We start from the raw sequence: 19,431 nt of genomic DNA, 5'->3' as shown, positions 1-19,431 counted from the left end.
CCGCGGCCATGCTGACTGGTAGGAATGTGACACGCTGGGTCCCGGTCCGCGGATGCCGGCTGAGCGCAGGTGAGGAGTGCAGCCATGGCGAAAGCTCGGGGCAAGAAGACGACGACGTCCGCACCGGTCAAACGGGATCCGGACGCCACCAAGGCGGCGCTGCTCAAGAGTGCGCTGACCCTCTTCGAGAAGAAGGGGTACGACGCCACCTCCGTGCAGCAGATCGTGGACGACGCCGGCCGCACCAAGGGCGCCTTCTACCACTACTACGAGAGCAAGGAAGACCTGCTCCACGAGCTGCACGACACCTTCATCGACTATCAGCTCGAGCTGGCCCATGCCGTGCTGGCGCGCGACGAGCCGGCCGACGTCCTGCTGGCCGCGATGGTCTCCGAGGCGCTGATGGAGCCGCTGGCCCGGTACAAGTCGGAGATCTCGGTCTTCCTGCACGAGCAGCGCTTCTTCTCCGAGAAGCAGTTCGCCGAGATCCGAGCCAAGCGCGACGAGTTCGAGGGCTGCGTGGTGGAGGTCATCCGGCGCGGCATCGACTCCGGGATCTTCAAGGACGTCGGCTCGCCCCGGCTGATCGCCTTCGGGGTGATCGGCATGTGCGCCTGGAGTCACACCTGGATGTCCCAGAGCGGCCAGTACACCCCGCGCAAGATCGGCGAGATGTTCGGCGAGGTGCTGGTCTCGGGCCTGCGCGCCTGATCGGGCCGTTCGGCCAGTCCCGGCCGCCCCCTGACCGGCCGCCGTCAGAAGATGGTGGCCACGCGTGGTGTCCCGGCGGGCGCGGAATCGTGAAATTCCGATGAGTTTCGCGACGACTCTCGACGGCATACCGACTGATTGGTATGTTTTTCGCCACACGCCGAGATCAGCCACCCGACATCGTCAGGAGTGACCCCGTGAGGTTCGACATCCTCCACGCGCTGGAGAACGACGGGAACGCGCGCCCGTGGCGCGAGGTCCTGGGACAGGCCCGCCGCCGGATCGAGCTCGCCGACCGGCTCGGCCTCGACGGCTTCTGGGTGGGGGAGCACCACTTCGACCACCTCGGCATCGACCAGTCGCCCAACCCCGTGTTGCTCCTCGCCGACCTGGCCAGTCGCACCACGCAGATCAGGATCGGCATCGCGGCGGTGATCCTGCCGATGTGGCACCCGATCCGCCTGGCCGAGGATCTCGCGATGCTCGACAACATGACCGACGGCCGGCTCGACGTCGCGCTGAGCCGTGGCATCCTCCAGGCGGAGATCATCAACGTCAACGCCGAGGCCGACCGCAAGGACGATGCCCGCAGCAAGGCGATCTTCGCCGAGCGGCTCGAGGTGCTGCGGGCCTGCTGGCGCGACGACCCGGTCAGCTGGAGCAGCGAGCGCTTCCAGATCCCGCACCCGGACACGACGTGGCCCGCGCCGGCCACGCCGTACACCGATGAGGACGGCCACGCCACCGGGCTCGCGGTGCTGCCGCGCCCCGCGCAGCCGGGCGGTCCGCCGCTCTACAGCGTCACCGACACCGTCGGCGGCTTCGAGGCCGCGGCTCGACAGGGACTCGACGTCATCACCTGGTATCCCACGCACGGCATCCTCGACGGCCTCAACGAGGCGTTCCGGGCCGCGCGCGCTCAGGCCACCCACGGCGTCGAGCTCCAGGACACCTGCGCGATCCTGCGCGGCGCCCTGGTGGCCCCCACCGACGAGGAGGCTCGTCGCCTGGTCGAGCCCGAGGTCGAGCAGTCCTTCGAGTTCATCCGCCGGGTGCGCGGCATCAAGGTGTGGCTCGACGAGGGCGAGGACCCCGAGGACCCCCGGATCGCGGCCACCAAGCCGTACGACCTGTTGCTCGAGCGGGATCACCTGATGGTCGGCTCGCCGGACTCGGTGGCCGAGCGGATGATCCGCCTGGCCAGCAAGCGAGGCGTTCGGCACTTCCTGCTCTCGCCGTCGCTCAACGAGCAGGACGAGTACGTCGAGCGGACCATGCGGCTGTTGGCCGACGCGGTGCTGCCGAAGGTCCGGGCCGCCCTCGGCGAGACCTGATCCCCGCCCGACGCCGCCACGGGCCGCACGGCCCCATCACGAGGCGTTTCGCCTCTGTTAAATCGCCACCGGAACCTGTTGACACCGTTCTGTGGCGCTACCTAGACTCCGGCAAACCGACCGGTTTGTACGTCTGAGGAGTGACCGTGTCGCGCATGATCCTGATCCGCCTGGCCTATGGGGTCCTGGCTCTCTGGGCCGTCTCCGTGCTGGTCTTCCTGGCCACCCAGGCCCTGCCCGGCGACGCCGCCGTCACGGCGCTGGGTCGCAACGCGACGCCGGCGGGCCTCGCCAGCTTCCGGGCGCGCTTCGACCTCGATGCGCCGCTGATCACGCAGTACTGGGACTGGCTCAGGCACGTCCTGTCCGGGAACCTCGGCGTCTCGTTCTCGATGTCGAGCTCGGTCAGCGCCGTGATCAGCAGCCGGGTGGTCGACAGTCTCGTGCTGATGGCCGTCTCGGCGGTGATCTCGATACCACTGGCGGTCTGGATCGGCGTCTACACCGCCTCGCGGCGCGATCGTCTCGGCGACCACCTGATGTCCTTCGTCGTCCTGGTCATCAACGCGCTGCCCGAGTTCGTGATGGCGGTGGCGGTCGTGGTGCTGCTCGCCACCAACGTCTTCCAGATCCTGCCCGCGGTCTCCGCGCTGGACCCGAACGACTCGATCCTCGGCCAGTGGAGGCTGCTGGTCCTGCCGGTGCTCACGCTGGTGCTGATGGTGGTGCCCTACGTGGCCCGCACCGTCCGGGCCTGCATGATCGAGGAGCTCGCCAGCGAGCACGTCCGGATGGCGCGGCTCAAGGGCCTGACCGAGCGCCGGATCATCCTGCGTCACGCCCTGCCCAACATCGCCGGCCCGACCTTCCAGGTCGTCGCCCAGTCGCTGGCCTACCTGGCCGGCAGCATCGTGGTGATCGAGACCGTGTTCCAGTACCCCGGCGTGGGCCAGGCGCTCGATCAGGCGGTCTCCGCTCGTGACATCCCGGTCATCCAGGCGCTCGCGTGCCTGCTGGCCGCCTTCTACATCCTGGTCAACATCCTGGCCGACATCGGCACGGTGGCGATGACCCCGACGCTGAGGAAGAGGGCCCGATGAGCTCCGGTATCGCCGTTGTCAGGCGCCGCGCCCGCACCCGCACACCGGCCGGCCAGATGAGCCGCCTGCTGCGCAGCACGGTGAGCTCGCGGACAGGCCTGATCGGCCTCATCCTGGTGGTCCTCATCGTGGCCATCGCGTTCCTCGGACCGTTGGTCCGGCCCGATGACCCGACCGCCATCGTCGGCACGCCGTTCGCCGGACCGTCCGGCTCCCATCTCCTCGGCACCGACAACCTCGGTCGCGACACGCTGAGCCGCTTCCTGGTGGGCGGACGCACGATCCTGCTGCTCTCGTTCTGCGCCACCCTCGCCGGGGTCGTGCTCGGCACCGCGTTCGGCCTGATCGCCGGCTACCTGCGTGGCTGGGTGGGGCAGGTCATCATGCGGGTCCTCGACATCGTCTTGTCCTTCCCCCCGCTGCTGCTCGCGCTGCTGTTCATGAGCGTGGTCGGCCCCAAGTGGTGGATCCTGCTGATCTGCGTCGCCGCCACCCACGTGCCGCCGGTGGCCAGGGTGGTGGAGAGCGCGGTGCTCGCGCTCGTCTCGCGCGGCTTCGTGGAGTACGCCGAGATGATCGGCGTCTCACGCCGCCGCATCATGAGCCGCGACCTGCTGGTCAACATCACCGCTCCGGTGATGGTGCAGATGGGCATTCGGACGGCCTACTCCATCGGATTCATCGGGGCACTGGCCTACCTCGGCTTCGGTGCCCAGCCGCCGGCCGCCGACTGGGGGACCATGATCCAGGAGAACCAGATCAACCTCATCTCCGCGCCGCTGCCCGTGGTGGCGCCGATCCTCGCGCTGGCGTTGGTCAGCATCGGGGTCAACTTCCTCTCCGACGCCTTCGGACGGGCCGCCGGGATCGACCTGGGGAAGGACGCCTGATGGGTGAGCGTCGGCGCACGGAGCCCTCCCTGCGGAGCGGGCGTGTCCCGTGCCCGCCCGGAACGAAGCGAGGACGCGCATGAGCGCCATCACGGTCGCCACGGACTCGGCCGCCGAGCCGCTCACCGGCCCCGCGCTGGCCGTCAGGGACCTGCGCGTGGACCTGGCCGGCACCGACATCTACATCGTCCGCGATGTCTCCTTCGAGGTGGCCCGCGGTGAGATCATCGGCGTCATCGGCGAGTCCGGCTGTGGCAAGACGACGGTGCTGACCAGCCTGCTCGGCTCCGTGCGCGCCGGCGCCGAGATCACCTCGGGATCGGTCGAGGTCGGCGGTGTCGACCTGCTCGCGCTCAGCGAGAGGGAGTTGCGGCACTACCGCGGTGGCGAGATCGCCTACGTCCCGCAGGACCCCTCGGCTGCGCTCAACCCGGCTCTGCGGTTGGAGACCCAGCTGCGGGAGACGCTGGCGGCGCACGGTGTCAGCGACAAGGCGGCCCAGCTCGACCGGATCCGGGCGGTGCTGGAAGAGGTCAAGCTGCCCTCCGACCGGGCCTTCTTGCGCCGCCACCCGCACCAGCTCTCCGGCGGGCAGCAGCAGCGGGTCGCGATCGCGATGGCATTCGTCTGCGAGCCGCTGGTGGCCGTTCTCGACGAGCCCACCACGGGGCTCGATGTCACCACGCAGGCGCGGGTGCTCGAGGCGGTCCGCGAGATGTGCCGTCACCACGGCACCGCGGGCGTCTTCGTCAGCCATGATCTGGCGGCGGTCAGTGAGCTGGCCGACCGGATCGTGGTCATGTACTCCGGCCACATCGTGGAGTCGGGCTCCACCGCCGAGGTGACCCTGAAGGCGGGGCATCCCTACACCCGTGCCCTGAGCCGCGCCATTCCCGATCCGCGCGCGCGGCACGAGCTGCGAGTGATCCCCTCCCGGGTCGCCGCGCTCAACGCCCGCCCCGCCGGCTGCGTGTTCTCCAACCGGTGCGAGCTCGTCACGGACGCGTGCCACGCCGGCGAGATCCCGATGACCCGGCTCGACGAGGGGCATGCGGTGGCGTGTCTCGAGGTAGGGATGGTCGAGGCCACGGCACGGGTCGAGGTCGTCGAGCCGGAGCACCGGCCGGCGCCTGCCGGGTCGACCGGGTCGGCCGGGTCCGGCTTCGTCGAGGTGCGCGGGCTGACCGCGTCGTACAGCGGGAACACGATCCTGCGGGGGCTCGACCTGTCGGTACCCCAGGGCATCGTGATGGGCATCGTGGGCGAGTCCGGGAGCGGCAAGAGCACCCTGGCCCGCTGCCTCGGCGGCCTACACGCCGAGGCCACCGGCGAGGTCAGCGTGGGCGGGGAGCAGTTGCCGTTCGGCTCCCGCCGGCGCAGCCGCGAGGAGCGGCTCAAGGTCCAGTACATCTTCCAGAGCGCCTCCTCGGCGCTCAACCCGCGCCGCACCGTGGGGGAGTCGATCGCCGAGCCGATGCGCGCCTTCGGACTGGTCACCTCGGCCGCCGCCCGGCGCGACCGGGTGGCGGAGTTGTTGGCGGACGTCTCCCTCGATCCGGACATGGCGAACAGCTACCCCGCCCAGCTCAGCGGCGGCGAGCGCCAACGGGTCACGGTGGCCCGGGCGCTGGCGACCACCCCGAGTGTGCTGATCTGTGACGAGATCACCTCCTCGCTGGACGTCTCGGTGCAGGCCTCGGTCCTGCGACTGATCCAGCGGCTGCGCCGCGAGAACGATCTGACGTTGCTCTTCGTGACGCACAACCTCGGCGTCATCAGGGCGATCGCCGACGAGGTCGCCGTGCTTCGGAACGGCGTCATCGTCGAGCGGGGCGAGGTCGACCAGGTCCTCGACTCGCCGCAGGACCCCTACACCCGGGAGCTCCTGCGCGACACTCCGAGCTTTCCCACCCTCGAGTCGCTCGAGGACTCACCCCGACCGCAGCCGGCGCCGCCGGTTGCGTCCCCGACACTCCCTGCGGAGGAGCGAAGCAATGACTGACGTGTTCACATCGAGTGTGTCTCGTCGCACCCTGTTCGGCGGCACCCTCGGATTGGCCGGCCTGGCCGCGCTGTCGGCGTGTGGCGGCAGCGGAACCGGCGGCGGTGCCACCGGCACCGGATCCACCGCCGCCCAGGGACCGACGGCACTGCCCACCGGCACGCGCAAGCGCGGCGGCACCTTCCGCTTCGCCCCGCAGGACGCCAGCTCCGGCGACACGATGGACCCGCAGTCCGCGACCGGGGTGAGCTGGGCGCTGGCCTCGGCGATGTTCAACGGCCTGATGATCCTGGACCACCAGATGTCGCCGCACCTCTCGCTGGCCGAGGTCTTCGAGCCGGAGTCGAAGGACCAGGGCAGCTGGACGCTGCGGCTCAAGCAGGGCGTGGAGTTCCACAACGGCAAGACGGTGAGCGCGCAGGACGTGATCTACTCGATCCGCCGCATCCTCGACCCGTCGAGCCCCGGCTTCACCTCGGGCCTGATGGGCAGCATCGACGCCAAGCACGGCCTCACGGCCGTCGACAAGCGCACGGTGAAGTTCAAGCTCAACTACCCGAACTCGCAGCTCAAGCAGATCTTCTGGCAGGTTCCCACGGCGATCGTGCCGACGGACTTCAACCCGGCCAAGCCGGTCGGCACCGGTCCGTTCAAGTTCAAGTCGAACACGCCGGGCCAGCGCTTCGTCGGGGTCCGCAACGAGAACTACTTCGCCGGTGAGGTCTATCTCGACCAGCTCGAGCTGGTCACCTTCGCCGACGCCGGCACCGCCCGCTTCAACGCGCTCGCCACCGGCCAGATCGATGGCATCAACAACGTCGATCCGGTGCTGCTCTCCCAGCTGCGCTCGCACAGCGACCTGCTCACCGTCATCTCCAACACCGGCGCGTTCGAGCCGATCGCGATGCGCTGCGGCAAGGGCGATCAGTTCGAGGATGTCCGCACCCGGACGGCGATGAAGCTGATCGCCAACCGCCCGGCGATGATCTCCACCGCCTACAGCGGCCTCGGCGCCGCCGGCAACGACGTGGGCGTCTGGTCGCAGTGGGACCCGGGGATGGCCGAGGTGGCCGCTCGCGAGCAGGACATCGACCGCGCCAAGTCGCTCCTCAAGGCCGCCGGCACGGACGGGATGACGATCAACCTGCGCATCGGCGAGGTGGTGCCCGGTCAGCTGGCCGCGGCCCAGGAGCTGGCACAGGAGGCCAAGAAGGCCGGCATCACCATCAACATCGACAAGGTGGCGGACCTCTCGCAGTTCTACAGCAGCAAGAGCTACTACACCTCGCAGATGAAGAACGACTACCTGTTCACCGAGTCGCTCTTCCTCAACATGCTCTACTGCTGGCAGAAGGACAGCTGGTCCAACAACACCAGCTACAACAACCCGAAGCTGAACTCGATGTTCAAGGCGGCGCTGGCCAAGCCGGAGGCGGAGTACCAGACCGCCATGCAGGACGTCGGCAAGCTGGTCTACGAGGACGGCCCGTGGATGGTGTGGGGACGTCGCAACGTGATCGACGCGATGAGCACCAAGTTCACCGGCCTGGTCCAGGACGCCGGCGGCATGGGCTTCAACCAGTTCCGCTGGGAGGAGATCTCGCTCGCATGATCCTGGAGCGCTATGAGTGGGGCGACCCGGAGGCGCCGCCGTTGGTGCTGATCCATGGGGTCGGGTCCAACGGGCGGTCCTTCGCCCGGGCGGCCGAGCGGTGGGCGGAGCGGTTCCGCGTGGTCGCCTTCGACCTGCGTGGACACGACAGGTCCGGCTGGGATCCGCCGTGGACGCACGCGACGTACGTCGCCGACCTGATCGAGTCGGTCGACGCGCTGGGCCTGGCGCGTCCGGACTGGCTGGGCTACTCCTTCGGCGGACGACTGCTGATCGACATGGCGGTCAGCCATCCGGAGCGGATCGGGAGCTCGATCCTGCTGGAGCCCGTGATCCGGATCAGCCCCGAGCTGGCCCACCGGCGCGCGCAGGAGGAGCTCACCGGGGACCTGTGGCCCTCGGCGGAGGAGTTCCTGGCCGCGCACGCCGAGCGGGACGGCGACATGCCGGAGGGCGCGGTGGAGGAGGCGCTCGCCGACTTCGACACGCTGCCGGACGGACGGATCCGGCGACGGACGAGCCAGGCCGCGATCGTGTCGATCTTCAGCGAGTTCGCCGCCGAGCCCCCGCCTCCCTCGACCCTCACCCGGCCGACCCAGCTGATCTATGCACCGGCCTTCGGCCTGGTGACCGCCGAGCAGGTGACCGCGTATCGGCCCCATCTCGACGACGTGGTCGAGGTGCCCGGACTGCACTCGGTCTTCTGGGCCGCCTTCGAGGAGACCGTCGCGGCCGTCGAACGGTTCCTCACCACCTCGCGACCATCTCGCACGTGAGACGTACTACCCCCGATGGAAGGATGACCATGCACAACCCGCCACCGGGCCGGCGCAAGGGCGTGCCCGCCAAGGTGCTCCGCGGCCCCTACGACCCGGCCGGCCAGCCGCAGCTGAACCGCCCCGATCACCTGCATCTCTCGCTCTTCGCCTGGAACGTCCGCAACGGACTGTCGGCGAGCAAGATCGTGCTCAAGGATCCCGACCGCTACCAGGACTTCTGGACGTGGAGCTCCGCCAAGAAGCTGCTGCAGGCCACCGAGGCGGCCGGATTCGACAGCCAGCTGCAGTACGGCATGTGGAGCGGGTACGGCGGTGCCACCGGCTGGAACGAGGCGCACTACGACTTCGCCACCGCGGCGGCGACCTCGGCCGCGGTGACCGAGCGGATCGGCATCATCTCCACGATGCACGTCGGCTACCAGGTGCCGCCGTTGATCTTCGCGAAGATCCTGGCCTCGATCGATCACGTCTCCGGCGGTCGGCTCGGGCTCAACATCGTGGCCGGTCAGAACTCGGTCGACTATGCCCAGTTCGGCCTGGTCGGACCGCCGTCGCAGGAGATCCGCTATGCCATCGCCGACGAGATGGTGACCGCGCTCAAGCACCTGTGGTCCTCGGACGAGCCGGTGGACTTCGAGGGTGAGTACTTCCAGTTCTACGGCGCCCAGGATGGCCGCGGACCACGGCCGCGAGGCCAGGGTCGCGGCGATGTGCTACGTCGTGGTCGAGGAGAGCGACGCCAAGGCCGCCGAGGTGGTCGAGGAGATGCGCCGGGAGATCGACCGGGATGCGCTCGAGGTGTGGCTGACCCGCAGCGGCCACATCATGAACAGCGAGCAGCAGACCTTCGACGAGGGGGCGTTCGGTGAAGGCCGGTCGACCAGCGGCGCCGCCCAGGACCCCTATCTCGGCATCGGCAAGGAGGAGTACGAGGACCTCGGCATGGGCATGGGGGCCTACCAGCTCTTCGGCTCGCCCGAGACGATCGCCGACCAGCTGATCGACCTCTACGGGGCCGGTGTCGGACAGGTGGCGCTGTCGTTCCTCGATCCGCACCACGGTGTGCGGCAGATGGGCGAGAGGATCATCCCGTTGCTGCGCGAGCGCGGCTACCACCAGAGCTAGCGGCCGGCGGCGGAGCCTGGGGCCACTGGCTGAACTCGGACCGGTGTCGGAAAACATGCACTCTTGTGTATAGTTATTCACATGAGCGGTTCGAGCGAGAAGAAGTGGGCGGTCGCGGTCGCCGGCGCCAGCGGATACGCCGGGGGCGAGCTGCTGCGCATCCTGCTCGGCCACCCGGACGTGGAGATCGGTGCGCTCACCGCCGCGAGCAGCGCGGGCCGGGAGCTCGGCGCCCTTCAGCCACACCTGGTGCCGCTCGCCGACCGGGTGGTGGTGGAGACCACCCCGGAGACGCTGAGCGGCCACGACGTGGTCTTCCTCGCGCTTCCGCACGGCGAGTCCGCGGCGCTGGCCGCTCAGTTGCCGCCGGAGACGACGGTGATCGACTGTGGTGCCGACTTCCGGCTCGCCGACCCCGCCGTATGGCAGCGGTTCTACGGCACCCCGCACGCCGGCACCTGGCCCTACGGGTTACCGGAGCTGCCCGGCCAGCGTGAGCGCCTGCGGCGGGCCACCAGGATCGCCGTACCCGGCTGTTTCCCGACGGTGTCCACGCTGGCGTTGGCGCCCGCGGTCGCGGGCGGACTGGTCCACCCGGACGTCGTCATCGTCGCGGCCACCGGTACCAGCGGCGCCGGGAAGTCCGCCAAGCCGCACCTGATCGGTGCCGAGGTGATGGGCAACGCCAGCGCGTACGGCGTCGGCGGCGCGCACCGGCACGGCCCGGAGATCGCCCAGAACCTCACGATGCTGGCCGGCTCGAAGGTCTCGGTGAGCTTCACCCCGGTGCTGGTGCCGATGTCGCGCGGCATCCTGGCGACCTGCTCCGCCCCACTCGCCGAGGGCGTCGGGGCGGAGCAGGTGCGCACCGCCTACGCGAAGACGTACGAGGAGGAGCCGTTCGTGCGACTGCTGCCGGAGGGGCTCCTGCCCCAGACCCAGGCGGTGCTGGCCTCGAACGCCGTGCACCTGCAGGTGGCGGTCGACGAGGACGCCGGCCGCCTCGTGGTGATCGGCGCGATCGACAACCTCACCAAGGGCACCGCCGGCGGCGCCGTCCAGTCCATGAACCTCGCCCTCGGCCTGCCGGAGACCACCGGGCTCGGCACGGTGGGGGTGGCTCCCTGATGTCGGTCACCACCCCCCGCGGATTCCTGGCCGCCGGTGTGCCGGCGGGGCTGAAGAGCACCGGCGCGAAGGACGTCGCGCTGGTGGTCAATCAGGGACCGTCGTACGCGAGCGCCAGCGTGTTCACCGCCAACCGCTGCAAGGCGAACCCGGTGCTGTGGAGCCAGGAGGTGGTCAAGGACGGTGTGGTCCGGGCGGTCGTGCTCAACTCCGGCGGCGCGAACTGCTACACCGGCCCGGCCGGGTTCCAGCTCACCCATGCCACCGCCGAGCGGGCGGCGGCCCATCTCGGCATCGGCGCCGGAGACGTGGTGGTCTGCTCCACCGGCCTGATCGGGCTGCTGAACAAGAGCGAGGACCTGCTGGCCGGTGTCGACGCCGCGTACGCCGCACTGGCCGAGGACGGCGGTGACGCGGCCGCGCACGCGATCATGACCACCGACACCCGGGCCAAGCAGGTGCTGGTCGAGGCCGACGGCTGGAGCATCGGTGGAATGGCCAAGGGCGCCGGGATGCTCGCTCCCGCGATGGCGACCATGCTCGTCGTCCTCACCACCGACGCCGACCTGCCGGCGGCGGACCTCGAGGTGGCGCTGCGCACGGCCACCCGGGTCACCTTCGACCGGCTCGACTCCGACGGGTGCATGTCCACCAACGACACGGTCACGCTGCTCGCCTCCGGCGCGAGCGGCCTCACGCCCGATCTGGATGACTTCACCGAGACGCTGACCCAGGCCTGCGCGGACCTGGCGCTCCAGCTCCTCGACGACGCCGAGGGGGCGGAGCACAGCATCGCGATCACGGTCCGCGGTGCGGCCAGCGAGGCGGACGCGGTCGAGGTCGGTCGCAGCGTCGCCCGGAACAACCTGTTCAAGACCGCGATCTACGGCAAGGACCCGAACTGGGGACGCATCCTGGCAGGTGTCGGCACCACGTCGGCCGCGTTCGACCCGGCCGACCTCGACGTCGCCCTGAACGACGTCTGGGTGTGCCGGTCCTCGACGCCGGCGGCGGACCCGAGCCTGATCGATCTGGGACGACGCGAGGTCTCGGTCACGATCGACCTCAAGGCCGGCGAGTCGACCGCGACAGTGTGGACCAACGATCTGACCCACGCCTACGTCCACGAGAACAGCGCGTACTCCTCATGAGCGCGGTCAGCGGCACCGACGGCCCCTCGGGGAACGGTCTCGATCTGCCGACCACCCGGCACGACCCCGGCAAGCCCGATCCGGCCAAGGCCCGGGTGCTCGCCGGCGCCCTGCCGTGGTTGAAGAAGTACCACGGCAAGATCGTGGTGGTGAAGTACGGCGGCAACGCGATGACCGACGAGACGCTCAAGCGCGCCTTCGCCGAGGACATCGCCTTCCTCCGCTTCGCCGGCTTCAAGCCGGTGGTGGTGCACGGGGGAGGACCGCAGATCTCCCAGATGCTCGACCGGCTCGACATCGCCTCGGAGTTCCGCGGCGGCCTGCGGGTCACCACGCCGGCGGCGATGGACGTGGTCCGGATGGTGCTGGTCGGACAGGTGCAGCGCGAGCTGGTCGGACTGATCAACTCGCACGGCCCGCTCGCGGTGGGCCTCTCCGGCGAGGACGCCGGTCTGTTCACCGCCGAGCCGGCCACGACCGTGGTGGACGGCGAGGAGGTCGACCTGGGTCTGGTCGGCGAGGTGGTCGACGTGCGACCCGAGGCGGTGCTCGACCTGATCGAGGCGGGCCGGATCCCGGTCGTCTCCAGCGTCGCGCCGGACACCGACGGCGCGGTCTACAACGTCAACGCCGACAGCGCGGCCGCGGCACTGGCGGTGGCACTGCACGCGGAGAAGCTGCTGGTGCTCACCGACGTGGAGGGCCTCTACCTGGACTGGCCGGATCCCGAGGAGGTGATCGGCGAGATCAGCCCCGAGGCGCTGGCGGCGATCCTGCCCGATCTGGCCTCGGGCATGATCCCGAAGATGGGTGCGTGCCTGGCGGCGGTCACGGGGGGCGTGCCGCGTGCGACGGTGGTCGACGGCCGTGAGCCGCACGCGGTACTGCTCGAGCTGTTCACCGACGAGGGCGTCGGCACCCAGGTGCTGCCCGGCGTCGAGACCAAGACCCGAAAGGCCAGGGAGCTGTCATGACATCCGATTCCAGCCAGCGGTACGCCGCGAGCCTGATGAACACCTTCGGACCGCCGAAGCTCACCCTGGCGCGCGGCGAGGGCGCCCACGTGTGGGACGAGGACGGCACGGAGTACGTCGACTTCCTCGGTGGGATAGCGGTCAACTCGCTGGGCCACGCCCACCCCGCACTCGTCGCCGCGGTGAGTGAGCAGTTCGCCACCCTCGGTCACATCTCCAACTTCTTCACCAGCCGACCGCAGATCGAGCTGGCCGAGAAGCTCATCGGCCTGTTCGCGGCCGCGCACCCCGAGTCGGTCGAGCCGGTGCGAGCCTTCTTCGCCAACTCCGGCACCGAGGCGAACGAGGCGGCCCTCAAGCTGACCCGACGCACCGGCCGCAGCCACCTGGTCGCGATGACCGGCTCCTTCCACGGCCGGACCCTGGGGGCGCTCGCGCTGACCTCCAAGCAGGCCTACCGGGCACCGTTCGAGCCGCTGCCGGGCGAGGTCACCTTCGTCGAGTACGGCGATCCGGCGGCCCTGGCCGCCGCGGTGACCGACCGGACCGCGGCGATCGTGGTCGAGCCGATCCAGGGCGAGGCTGGGGTCGTCGTACCGCCGGAGGGCTTCCTGGCGCACGCCCGCCGGCTCGCCGACGAGCACGGCGCGCTGCTCTGGTTCGACGAGGTCCAGTCCGGGATGGGACGGACCGGTCGGTGGTTCGCACACGAGTCGAGCGGAGTCGTGCCGGACATCGTCACGCTGGCCAAGGGCCTCGGTGGCGGTTTCCCGATCGGCGCCTGCCTCGGCATCGGCCGGGCCGCGACCCTGTTCGAGCCGGGCAACCATGGCACCACCTTCGGTGGCAACCCGCCGGCCTGTGCGGCGGCGTTGGCGGTGATCGCGGCCATCGAGGACGGCGATCTGCTCGAGCACGTCACGGTCCTCGGCCAGAAGCTGCGCGACGGCCTGGCCGCCGATCCCCGGGTGGCGGAGGTGACCGGAGAGGGTCTCCTCGTCGGGGTGGTGCTGCCGGGTCTCGACACCGCCGCGGTGGCCACCGCGGCGCTGGCGGCCGGCTTCATCCTCAACAACGCCACCGCCGACCGGATTCGACTGGTGCCTCCGCTGGTGGTGGGCGAGGACGACGTCGCGGCCCTGCTCGGCGCCTGGCCGCGGATCCTGGACGCGGCCGAACAGGCCCAGCACCGTGCCGAGGAGGGCGCGTCATGACCCGCAGCTTCCTCCGGGACGACGACCTGAGTCCGGCCGAACAGGCCGAGGTGCTCGACCTGGCCGTGCGGCTCAAGGCCGACCCCGTCGCCGCCAAGCCACTCTCCGGGCCGGTCACGGTGGCGACCATCTATGACAAGCCGACCCTGCGCACGCAGAGCTCCTTCGCCGCCGGGATCGCCGAGCTGGGCGGCTTCCCGATGCTCGTCGACGGCGGCCTCGCCGGGATCGGCCGGCGCGAGTCGGTCGCCGACGTCGCCCGGGTGCTCGGCCGGCAGGCGGGCGCGATCGTGTGGCGCACCTTCGCGCAGAGCGATCTGGAACAGATGGCGGCCTACGCCGGCGTGCCGGTGGTCAACGCCCTCACCGACGAGTTCCACCCCTGTCAGCTGCTCGCGGACCTGCTGACCCTGCGTGAGCACCTCGGCGACCTGGCCGGCCGGGTGGCCACCTTCCTCGGCGACGCGGCGTGCAACATGGGCAACTCCTGGGCACTGGCGGGCGTCGGCGCCGGACTGCACGTGCGGTTCGGCGCGCCCGAGGGCTGTGCGCCCGACGCCGGTGTCCTGGCGCGCGCGGCCGAGATCGGCGTCGCGACCGGGGGCAGCGTGCAGGTCCTCACCGACCCGGTGGCCGCCGCCACCGGTGCCGACGTCCTGATCACCGACACCTGGGTGTCGATGGGCAAGGAGGACGAGGCGGCGGCCCGGATCGCCACCTTCACGCCGTACTCGCTGACCAGCGCGCTGGTCGCCACCGCCGCGCCGGAGGCGGTGGTGCTGCACTGCCTGCCCGCCTACCGTGGCAAGGAGATCGCCGCCGAGGTCCTGGACGGGCCGCGCAGCCTGGTCTGGGACGAGGCGGAGAACCGGCGACACGCGCAGAAGGCGATCCTCGCCTACCTCTGGGAGCGACGATCGTGACCGAGCAGGCCCAGCGGCCGTCGACGAAGGGCGCCCGCCACCGGCTCATCATCGATCTGGTGGCCGGCCACGAGGTGCGTTCCCAGACCGAGCTCGCCGACCTGCTCGGCGAACGCGGCGTGAGCGTGACCCAGGCCACCCTGTCGCGGGACCTGGTGGAGCTGGACGCGGTCAAGGTCCGAGCCGACAGCGGCGCCCTCGTGTACGCCATCCCCGGTGAGGGCGGCGATCGGCGCGCCGTGGCGCCGCAACAGTCGTCGGCGGCCCGGACCCGGCTCGCCCGGCTGTGCGGCGAGCTGTTGGTCAGTGCGGACGCCAGCGCGAACCTGGTGGTGCTGCGCACGCCGCCCGGGGCCGCCCAGTTCCTGGCCTCGGCGTTCGACAAGGCCGAGCTCCCTGACATCCTCGGCACCATCGCCGGCGACGACACGGTGCTGGTCATCGGCCGTGACCCGGCCGGCGGTGACGAGCTCGTCCGGCGGCTGCTGGCGCTGGCCGACCACCACGCAACGCGCGAACCGACCCTTGATGAGGAGAAAGCAGAACTGTGAGCAAGGTCTTGACCGCACTGCCGGCCGGAGAGCGGGTCGGCATCGCCTTCTCCGGTGGGCTCGACACCTCCGTGGCCGTCGCCTGGATGCGCGCCAAGGGCGCCGTCCCGTGCACCTACACCGCCGACATCGGCCAGTACGACGAGCCGGACATCTCCGGGGTCCCCGGCCGCGCGCTCGCCTACGGCGCCGAGCTCGCTCGGGCGGTGGACTGCAAGCCGCAGCTGGTGGAGGAGGGCCTGGCGGCGCTTGCCTGCGGCGCCTTCCACATCCGGTCCGCGGGTCGCACCTACTTCAACACCACCCCGCTCGGTCGCGCCGTGACCGGCACCATGCTGGTGCGGGCGATGCACGAGGACGGCGTCGACATCTGGGGTGACGGCTCGACGTTCAAGGGCAACGACATCGAGCGGTTCTATCGCTACGGGCTGCTCGCCAACCCCTCGTTGCGGATCTACAAGCCGTGGCTGGACGCCGACTTCGTCACCGAGCTCGGTGGCCGGGCCGAGATGAGTCAGTGGCTGCTGGCGCACGGTCTGCCCTACCGCGACGCGGAGGAGAAGGCCTACTCCACCGACGCCAACATCTGGGGTGCCACCCACGAGGCCAAGACGCTCGAGCATCTCGACGTGTCGCTGGAGACCGTCGAGCCGATCATGGGCGTGAAGTTCTGGGACCCGGGCGTCGCCATCGAGACCGAGGACGTCGTGCTCCGCTTCGAGCGCGGCCGCCCGGTGGCGATCAACGGCACCGACTACCCGGATGCGGTGGCACTCGTGCGCGAGGCCAACGCGATCGGCGGCCGGCACGGCCTGGGCATGTCCGACCAGATCGAGAACCGGATCATCGAGGCCAAGTCCCGCGGGATCTACGAGGCGCCCGGCATGGCGCTGCTCTGGACGGCGTACGAGCGGCTGCTCAACGCGATCCACAACGAGGACACCCTGGCCAACTACCACGGTGAGGGGCGCAAGCTCGGCCGGCTGCTCTACGAGGGCCGGTGGCTGGACCCGCAGTCGCTGATGCTGCGCGAGTCGATCCAGCGCTGGATCGCCTCCCTGGTGACCGGCGAGGTGAGGCTCCGGCTGCGCCGCGGCGAGGACTACACGGTGCTGGCCACGAGCGGGCCGGACTTCTCCTATCACCCCGACAAGCTCTCGATGGAGCGCACCGAGAACGCCGCCTTCGGCCCGACCGACCGGATCGGCCAGCTCACCATGCGCAACCTGGACATCGCCGACTCCCGCGCCAAGCTGGAGCTCTACGCCGACCAGCCGCTGGACCAGGGGCAGGTGCTGGTGGAGCACGGCACCCTGTTCGGCGAGTTGCCCGCCGGCGGTGCGGACCGGATCGCGGACAATCCCGCGGTCGAGGGCGAGGTCGAGGTGGCCCTCGATCACGCGGCGATGGAGTCCGGCGTTGACTGAGCAGCTGCCTCCCGCCGCTGACGGCTCGGACGGGGACCAGAGCGCCCCGGCCGGCACCACCGGGGAGGGGAAGCTCTGGGGCGGCAGGTTCGCCGGGGGACCGTCGGCCGAGCTCGAGGCGCTCTCGCGTTCGACCCACTTCGACTGGCGACTGGCTCGCTACGACCTCGCCGGGTCCCGCGCCCACGCCAAGGCGCTCCGGGCGGTCGGCCTGCTCACCGCGGCCGAGGAGCTCGAGCTGCAGCGCGGACTGGCGGTGCTCGCCGAGCGCTTCACCAGCGGCGCACTGCGCCCGGCGGCGTCCGACGAGGACGTGCACGGCGCGCTCGAGCGGCTGCTGATCGAGGAGGTCGGGCCGGAGATCGGCGGCAAGCTGCGCGCCGGCCGGTCGCGGAACGATCAGATCGCCACGCTGTTCCGCTGCTACCTGCTCGATCACGAGCGCGTCGTCAGCGGGCTGCTGCTGGACCTGGTCGATGCCCTGGCCGGTCAGGCCGAGGCGAACCTCGGCGCGATCATGCCCGGCCGCACCCACCTGCAGCACGCCCAGCCCGTCCTGCTCTCCCACCACCTGCTCGCCCATGCCTGGGCGCTGCTCCGCGATGTCGACAGGTTCGCGGACTGGCGGGACCGGGTGGTGAGCGACTCGCCGTACGGCAGTGGCGCGCTGGCGGGACAGAGCCTCGGGCTGGATCCGGAGCTGGTCGCCCACGAGCTCGGCTTCACCGGGTCGACGGCGAACTCGATCGACGGCACCGCCTCGCGCGACTTCGTCGCCGAGTTCGCCTTCGTCTGCGCGCAGGTCGGGGTCGACGTCAGCCGGATCGCGGAAGAGGTGATCGTGTGGGCCACCAAGGAGTTCGACTTCGTCACGCTGCACGACTCCTGGTCCACCGGGTCCTCGATCATGCCGCAGAAGAAGAATCCGGACATCGCCGAGCTGGCTCGTGGCAAGACCGGTCGGCTGATCGGCAACCTGACCGGACTGCTGACCACGCTGAAGGCTCTTCCGCTCGCGTACAACCGCGACCTGCAGGAGGACAAGGAGCCGGTCTTCGACTCGGTGGACACCCTGGAGGTCCTGCTGCCGGCGTTCACCGGTCAGGTCACGACGTTGGTCTACCACACCGAGCGGATGGCGGAGCTGGCCCCACAGGGGTTCTCCCTGGCCACCGACATCGCCGAGTGGCTGGTGCGGGAAGGTACGCCGTTCCGGATCGCGCACGAGCTGGCCGGTGCCTGCGTGCGTACCGCCGAGGCGCGCGGGGTCGAGCTGGCCGACCTCACCGACGAGGAGTTCGCCGCGATCTCGCCGGCCCTCACCTCCGAGGTGCGAGGAGTGCTGAGTGCCGAAGGATCGGTGGCCTCGCGCGACGGCAGGGGTGGGACGGCCCCGGAGCGGGTGCGCGAGCAGCTCGGCGAGCTCGGCGATCGGGTGCGGACCTACCGGGACCAGCTCGGGTGACGAGCCTCGAGGACGTCCTCGCGGGTCCGGTCGATCGGGTCGCGCCGCGTCTGCTCGGCGCGCTGCTGCGGCACGGGGGAGTGACCCTTCGGCTCACCGAGGTCGAGGCGTACGGCGGGGCCGACGACCCGGGCTCCCACGCCTACCGTGGTCGCACACCCCGCAACCAGGTGATGTTCGGCCCGGCAGGTCGGCTCTATGTGTACTTCACCTACGGGATGCACCACTGCGCCAACGTCGTCGCCGGCCCGGCGGGGGAGGCGTCCGCGGTCCTGCTCAGGGCCGGCGAGGTGGTGGACGGCATCGAGTCCGCGCGCGCTCGGCGCCCCGGTGCAGCCGACCATCAACTCGCCCAGGGACCGGCGCGACTGTGTCGCGCGCTGGAGCTCTCGTTGGCGGACAACGGGCTCGACCTGGCACGCGGAGACGGCCGGCTGGAGCTGGACGATCACGAAGAGACCTACCTCACCGGAGCCCGGGTCGGGCTCCGCGCCGCGGCGGAACGGCGATGGCGCTACTGGATCCCGGAGGATCCGACCGTCTCGCGCTACCGTCCAGCGGCTCGACTACGCCGCTGACCTGGACGAACTCCAAGGCCTCGTCCAGGTCGGCCGCCTCTTCGCCGCCTCTTCGCCGCCTCTTCGCCGCCTCTTCGCCGCAGCGTCGTCGGGGCCCGGAGGACGAGGTGCATCTCGATTTGGTGTGCCTGTCACGCGTGTGTAATGTTCTCCGTGTCGCCGCGAGTCGGGGCGCCGGATCGGGCCGAGAGGCCAGGAGCCAGCGCTTCCGCATGCGCGGAGGCGACGGGTCGAAGCAGCACCAGGCTCGGCGATCACGCCGAGTTGACTGGGAAGCGGAGAGCCGGTAAGTTTACGAAGGTTGCCCCGCAGCGAGGTCCATGGTGTCCGAGCGCGGTGCGTGTGTGATTCTTGAGAACTCAACAGTGTGTTATAGTCGATGAATTAGTTTGTCCTGTCGGTTCTGGCTTGCCTTTTGGGGTGGGTTGGGGTTGATGGTTTTGTTTTGGCAGTGGATTCTGGCTTTT

The 19,431-nt window shown here is 70.3% G+C and carries 18 protein-coding genes; all 18 read left to right on the top strand.

Annotated features, from left to right (window positions below; all coding sequences use genetic code 11):
• The first annotated feature begins 84 nt into the window (after positions 1 to 84).
• The 18 genes from QM638_RS22775 (at position 85) to QM638_RS22690 (ending at position 18,964) form a co-directional block, all read left to right on the top strand.
• Positions 85 to 711 (top strand): TetR/AcrR family transcriptional regulator, encoded by a 627-nt coding sequence (locus QM638_RS22775; protein WP_415145924.1) that lies wholly within the window; start codon positions 85 to 87, stop codon positions 709 to 711.
• Positions 712 to 908: 197 nt separating this feature from the next.
• Positions 909 to 2,045 carry an LLM class flavin-dependent oxidoreductase gene (locus tag QM638_RS22770; protein WP_415145922.1) on the top strand — a complete coding sequence of 379 codons (1,137 nt, stop codon included), beginning with the start codon at positions 909 to 911 and terminating at the stop codon, positions 2,043 to 2,045.
• A gap of 155 nt (positions 2,046 to 2,200) precedes the next feature.
• A complete protein-coding gene (locus QM638_RS22765) occupies positions 2,201 to 3,145 on the top strand; it encodes an ABC transporter permease (RefSeq protein WP_415145993.1) in 945 nt (314 codons plus the stop codon).
• Entirely contained in the window at positions 3,142 to 4,035 is an 894-nt protein-coding gene (locus QM638_RS22760) for an ABC transporter permease (protein ID WP_415145920.1), read from the top strand. Before QM638_RS22765 ends, QM638_RS22760 begins: the two co-directional genes overlap by 4 nt.
• A gap of 79 nt (positions 4,036 to 4,114) precedes the next feature.
• The gene (locus tag QM638_RS22755; protein ID WP_415145918.1) at positions 4,115 to 6,037 is read left to right on the top strand and encodes an ABC transporter ATP-binding protein; all 1,923 of its coding nucleotides are present in this window, start codon (positions 4,115 to 4,117) and stop codon (positions 6,035 to 6,037) included.
• On the top strand, positions 6,030 to 7,649 hold the full coding sequence (locus QM638_RS22750) for an ABC transporter substrate-binding protein (RefSeq protein WP_415145916.1): 1,620 nt from the start codon (positions 6,030 to 6,032) through the stop codon (positions 7,647 to 7,649). The genes QM638_RS22755 and QM638_RS22750 overlap by 8 nt, the downstream gene beginning before the upstream one ends.
• Positions 7,646 to 8,425 (top strand): alpha/beta fold hydrolase, encoded by a 780-nt coding sequence (locus tag QM638_RS22745; RefSeq protein WP_415145914.1) that lies wholly within the window; start codon positions 7,646 to 7,648, stop codon positions 8,423 to 8,425. The genes QM638_RS22750 and QM638_RS22745 overlap by 4 nt, the downstream gene beginning before the upstream one ends.
• A 23-nt stretch (positions 8,426 to 8,448) precedes the next feature.
• Positions 8,449 to 9,297: an LLM class flavin-dependent oxidoreductase gene (locus QM638_RS22740; protein ID WP_415145912.1), complete on the top strand. Its 849-nt coding sequence runs from the start codon at positions 8,449 to 8,451 to the stop codon at positions 9,295 to 9,297.
• Complete coding sequence (locus QM638_RS22735) at positions 9,254 to 9,553, top strand: hypothetical protein (protein WP_415145910.1); 300 nt, start codon at positions 9,254 to 9,256, stop codon at positions 9,551 to 9,553. The genes QM638_RS22740 and QM638_RS22735 overlap by 44 nt, the downstream gene beginning before the upstream one ends.
• Before the next feature lie 81 nt (positions 9,554 to 9,634).
• The gene (gene argC / locus QM638_RS22730) at positions 9,635 to 10,681 is read left to right on the top strand and encodes an N-acetyl-gamma-glutamyl-phosphate reductase (protein ID WP_415145908.1); all 1,047 of its coding nucleotides are present in this window, start codon (positions 9,635 to 9,637) and stop codon (positions 10,679 to 10,681) included.
• A complete protein-coding gene (gene argJ, locus QM638_RS22725) occupies positions 10,681 to 11,832 on the top strand; it encodes a bifunctional glutamate N-acetyltransferase/amino-acid acetyltransferase ArgJ (RefSeq protein WP_415145906.1) in 1,152 nt (383 codons plus the stop codon). Before argC ends, argJ begins: the two co-directional genes overlap by 1 nt.
• Entirely contained in the window at positions 11,829 to 12,806 is a 978-nt protein-coding gene (argB, locus tag QM638_RS22720) for an acetylglutamate kinase (RefSeq protein ID WP_415145904.1), read from the top strand. Before argJ ends, argB begins: the two co-directional genes overlap by 4 nt.
• Positions 12,803 to 14,020 carry an acetylornithine transaminase gene (locus tag QM638_RS22715; RefSeq protein ID WP_415145902.1) on the top strand — a complete coding sequence of 406 codons (1,218 nt, stop codon included), beginning with the start codon at positions 12,803 to 12,805 and terminating at the stop codon, positions 14,018 to 14,020. Before argB ends, QM638_RS22715 begins: the two co-directional genes overlap by 4 nt.
• Positions 14,017 to 14,943 (top strand): ornithine carbamoyltransferase, encoded by a 927-nt coding sequence (gene argF / locus QM638_RS22710; protein WP_415145900.1) that lies wholly within the window; start codon positions 14,017 to 14,019, stop codon positions 14,941 to 14,943. The genes QM638_RS22715 and argF overlap by 4 nt, the downstream gene beginning before the upstream one ends.
• On the top strand, positions 14,940 to 15,494 hold the full coding sequence (locus tag QM638_RS22705; protein ID WP_415145898.1) for an arginine repressor: 555 nt from the start codon (positions 14,940 to 14,942) through the stop codon (positions 15,492 to 15,494). Before argF ends, QM638_RS22705 begins: the two co-directional genes overlap by 4 nt.
• Positions 15,491 to 16,921, top strand: a complete 1,431-nt coding sequence (gene argG / locus QM638_RS22700; protein WP_415145897.1) for an argininosuccinate synthase — start codon at positions 15,491 to 15,493, stop codon at positions 16,919 to 16,921. Before QM638_RS22705 ends, argG begins: the two co-directional genes overlap by 4 nt.
• 4 nt (positions 16,922 to 16,925) lie before the next feature.
• A complete protein-coding gene (gene argH / locus QM638_RS22695; RefSeq protein ID WP_415145991.1) occupies positions 16,926 to 18,386 on the top strand; it encodes an argininosuccinate lyase in 1,461 nt (486 codons plus the stop codon).
• On the top strand, positions 18,383 to 18,964 hold the full coding sequence (locus QM638_RS22690; RefSeq protein WP_415145895.1) for a DNA-3-methyladenine glycosylase: 582 nt from the start codon (positions 18,383 to 18,385) through the stop codon (positions 18,962 to 18,964). The genes argH and QM638_RS22690 overlap by 4 nt, the downstream gene beginning before the upstream one ends.
• The last annotated feature ends 467 nt before the right edge of the window (positions 18,965 to 19,431 follow it).

This window comes from Nocardioides sp., from assembly GCF_047606145.1.
Taxonomy (GTDB): Bacteria; Actinomycetota; Actinomycetes; order Propionibacteriales; family Nocardioidaceae; genus Nocardioides.
Note: the sequence above shows the minus strand (reverse complement) of the source record. Positions and strands in the feature narration are given on the sequence as shown.

Bases quoted from the DNA above. Each gene is read 5' to 3' on its own strand.
- QM638_RS22765 (WP_415145993.1), top strand. From the start codon at position 2,201: ATGATCCTGATCCGCCTGGCCTATGGGGTCCTGGCTCTCTGGGCCGTC.
- QM638_RS22715 (WP_415145902.1), top strand. From the start codon at position 12,803: ATGACATCCGATTCCAGCCAGCGGTACGCCGCGAGCCTGATGAACACC.
- QM638_RS22755 (WP_415145918.1), top strand. From the start codon at position 4,115: ATGAGCGCCATCACGGTCGCCACGGACTCGGCCGCCGAGCCGCTCACC.
- argJ (WP_415145906.1), top strand. From the start codon at position 10,681: ATGTCGGTCACCACCCCCCGCGGATTCCTGGCCGCCGGTGTGCCGGCG.
- argF (WP_415145900.1), top strand. From the start codon at position 14,017: ATGACCCGCAGCTTCCTCCGGGACGACGACCTGAGTCCGGCCGAACAG.
- QM638_RS22750 (WP_415145916.1), top strand. From the start codon at position 6,030: ATGACTGACGTGTTCACATCGAGTGTGTCTCGTCGCACCCTGTTCGGC.
- argB (WP_415145904.1), top strand. From the start codon at position 11,829: ATGAGCGCGGTCAGCGGCACCGACGGCCCCTCGGGGAACGGTCTCGAT.
- argC (WP_415145908.1), top strand. From the start codon at position 9,635: ATGAGCGGTTCGAGCGAGAAGAAGTGGGCGGTCGCGGTCGCCGGCGCC.
- QM638_RS22760 (WP_415145920.1), top strand. From the start codon at position 3,142: ATGAGCTCCGGTATCGCCGTTGTCAGGCGCCGCGCCCGCACCCGCACA.
- QM638_RS22775 (WP_415145924.1), top strand. From the start codon at position 85: ATGGCGAAAGCTCGGGGCAAGAAGACGACGACGTCCGCACCGGTCAAA.
- QM638_RS22740 (WP_415145912.1), top strand. From the start codon at position 8,449: ATGACCATGCACAACCCGCCACCGGGCCGGCGCAAGGGCGTGCCCGCC.
- QM638_RS22745 (WP_415145914.1), top strand. From the start codon at position 7,646: ATGATCCTGGAGCGCTATGAGTGGGGCGACCCGGAGGCGCCGCCGTTG.
- QM638_RS22735 (WP_415145910.1), top strand. From the start codon at position 9,254: ATGAACAGCGAGCAGCAGACCTTCGACGAGGGGGCGTTCGGTGAAGGC.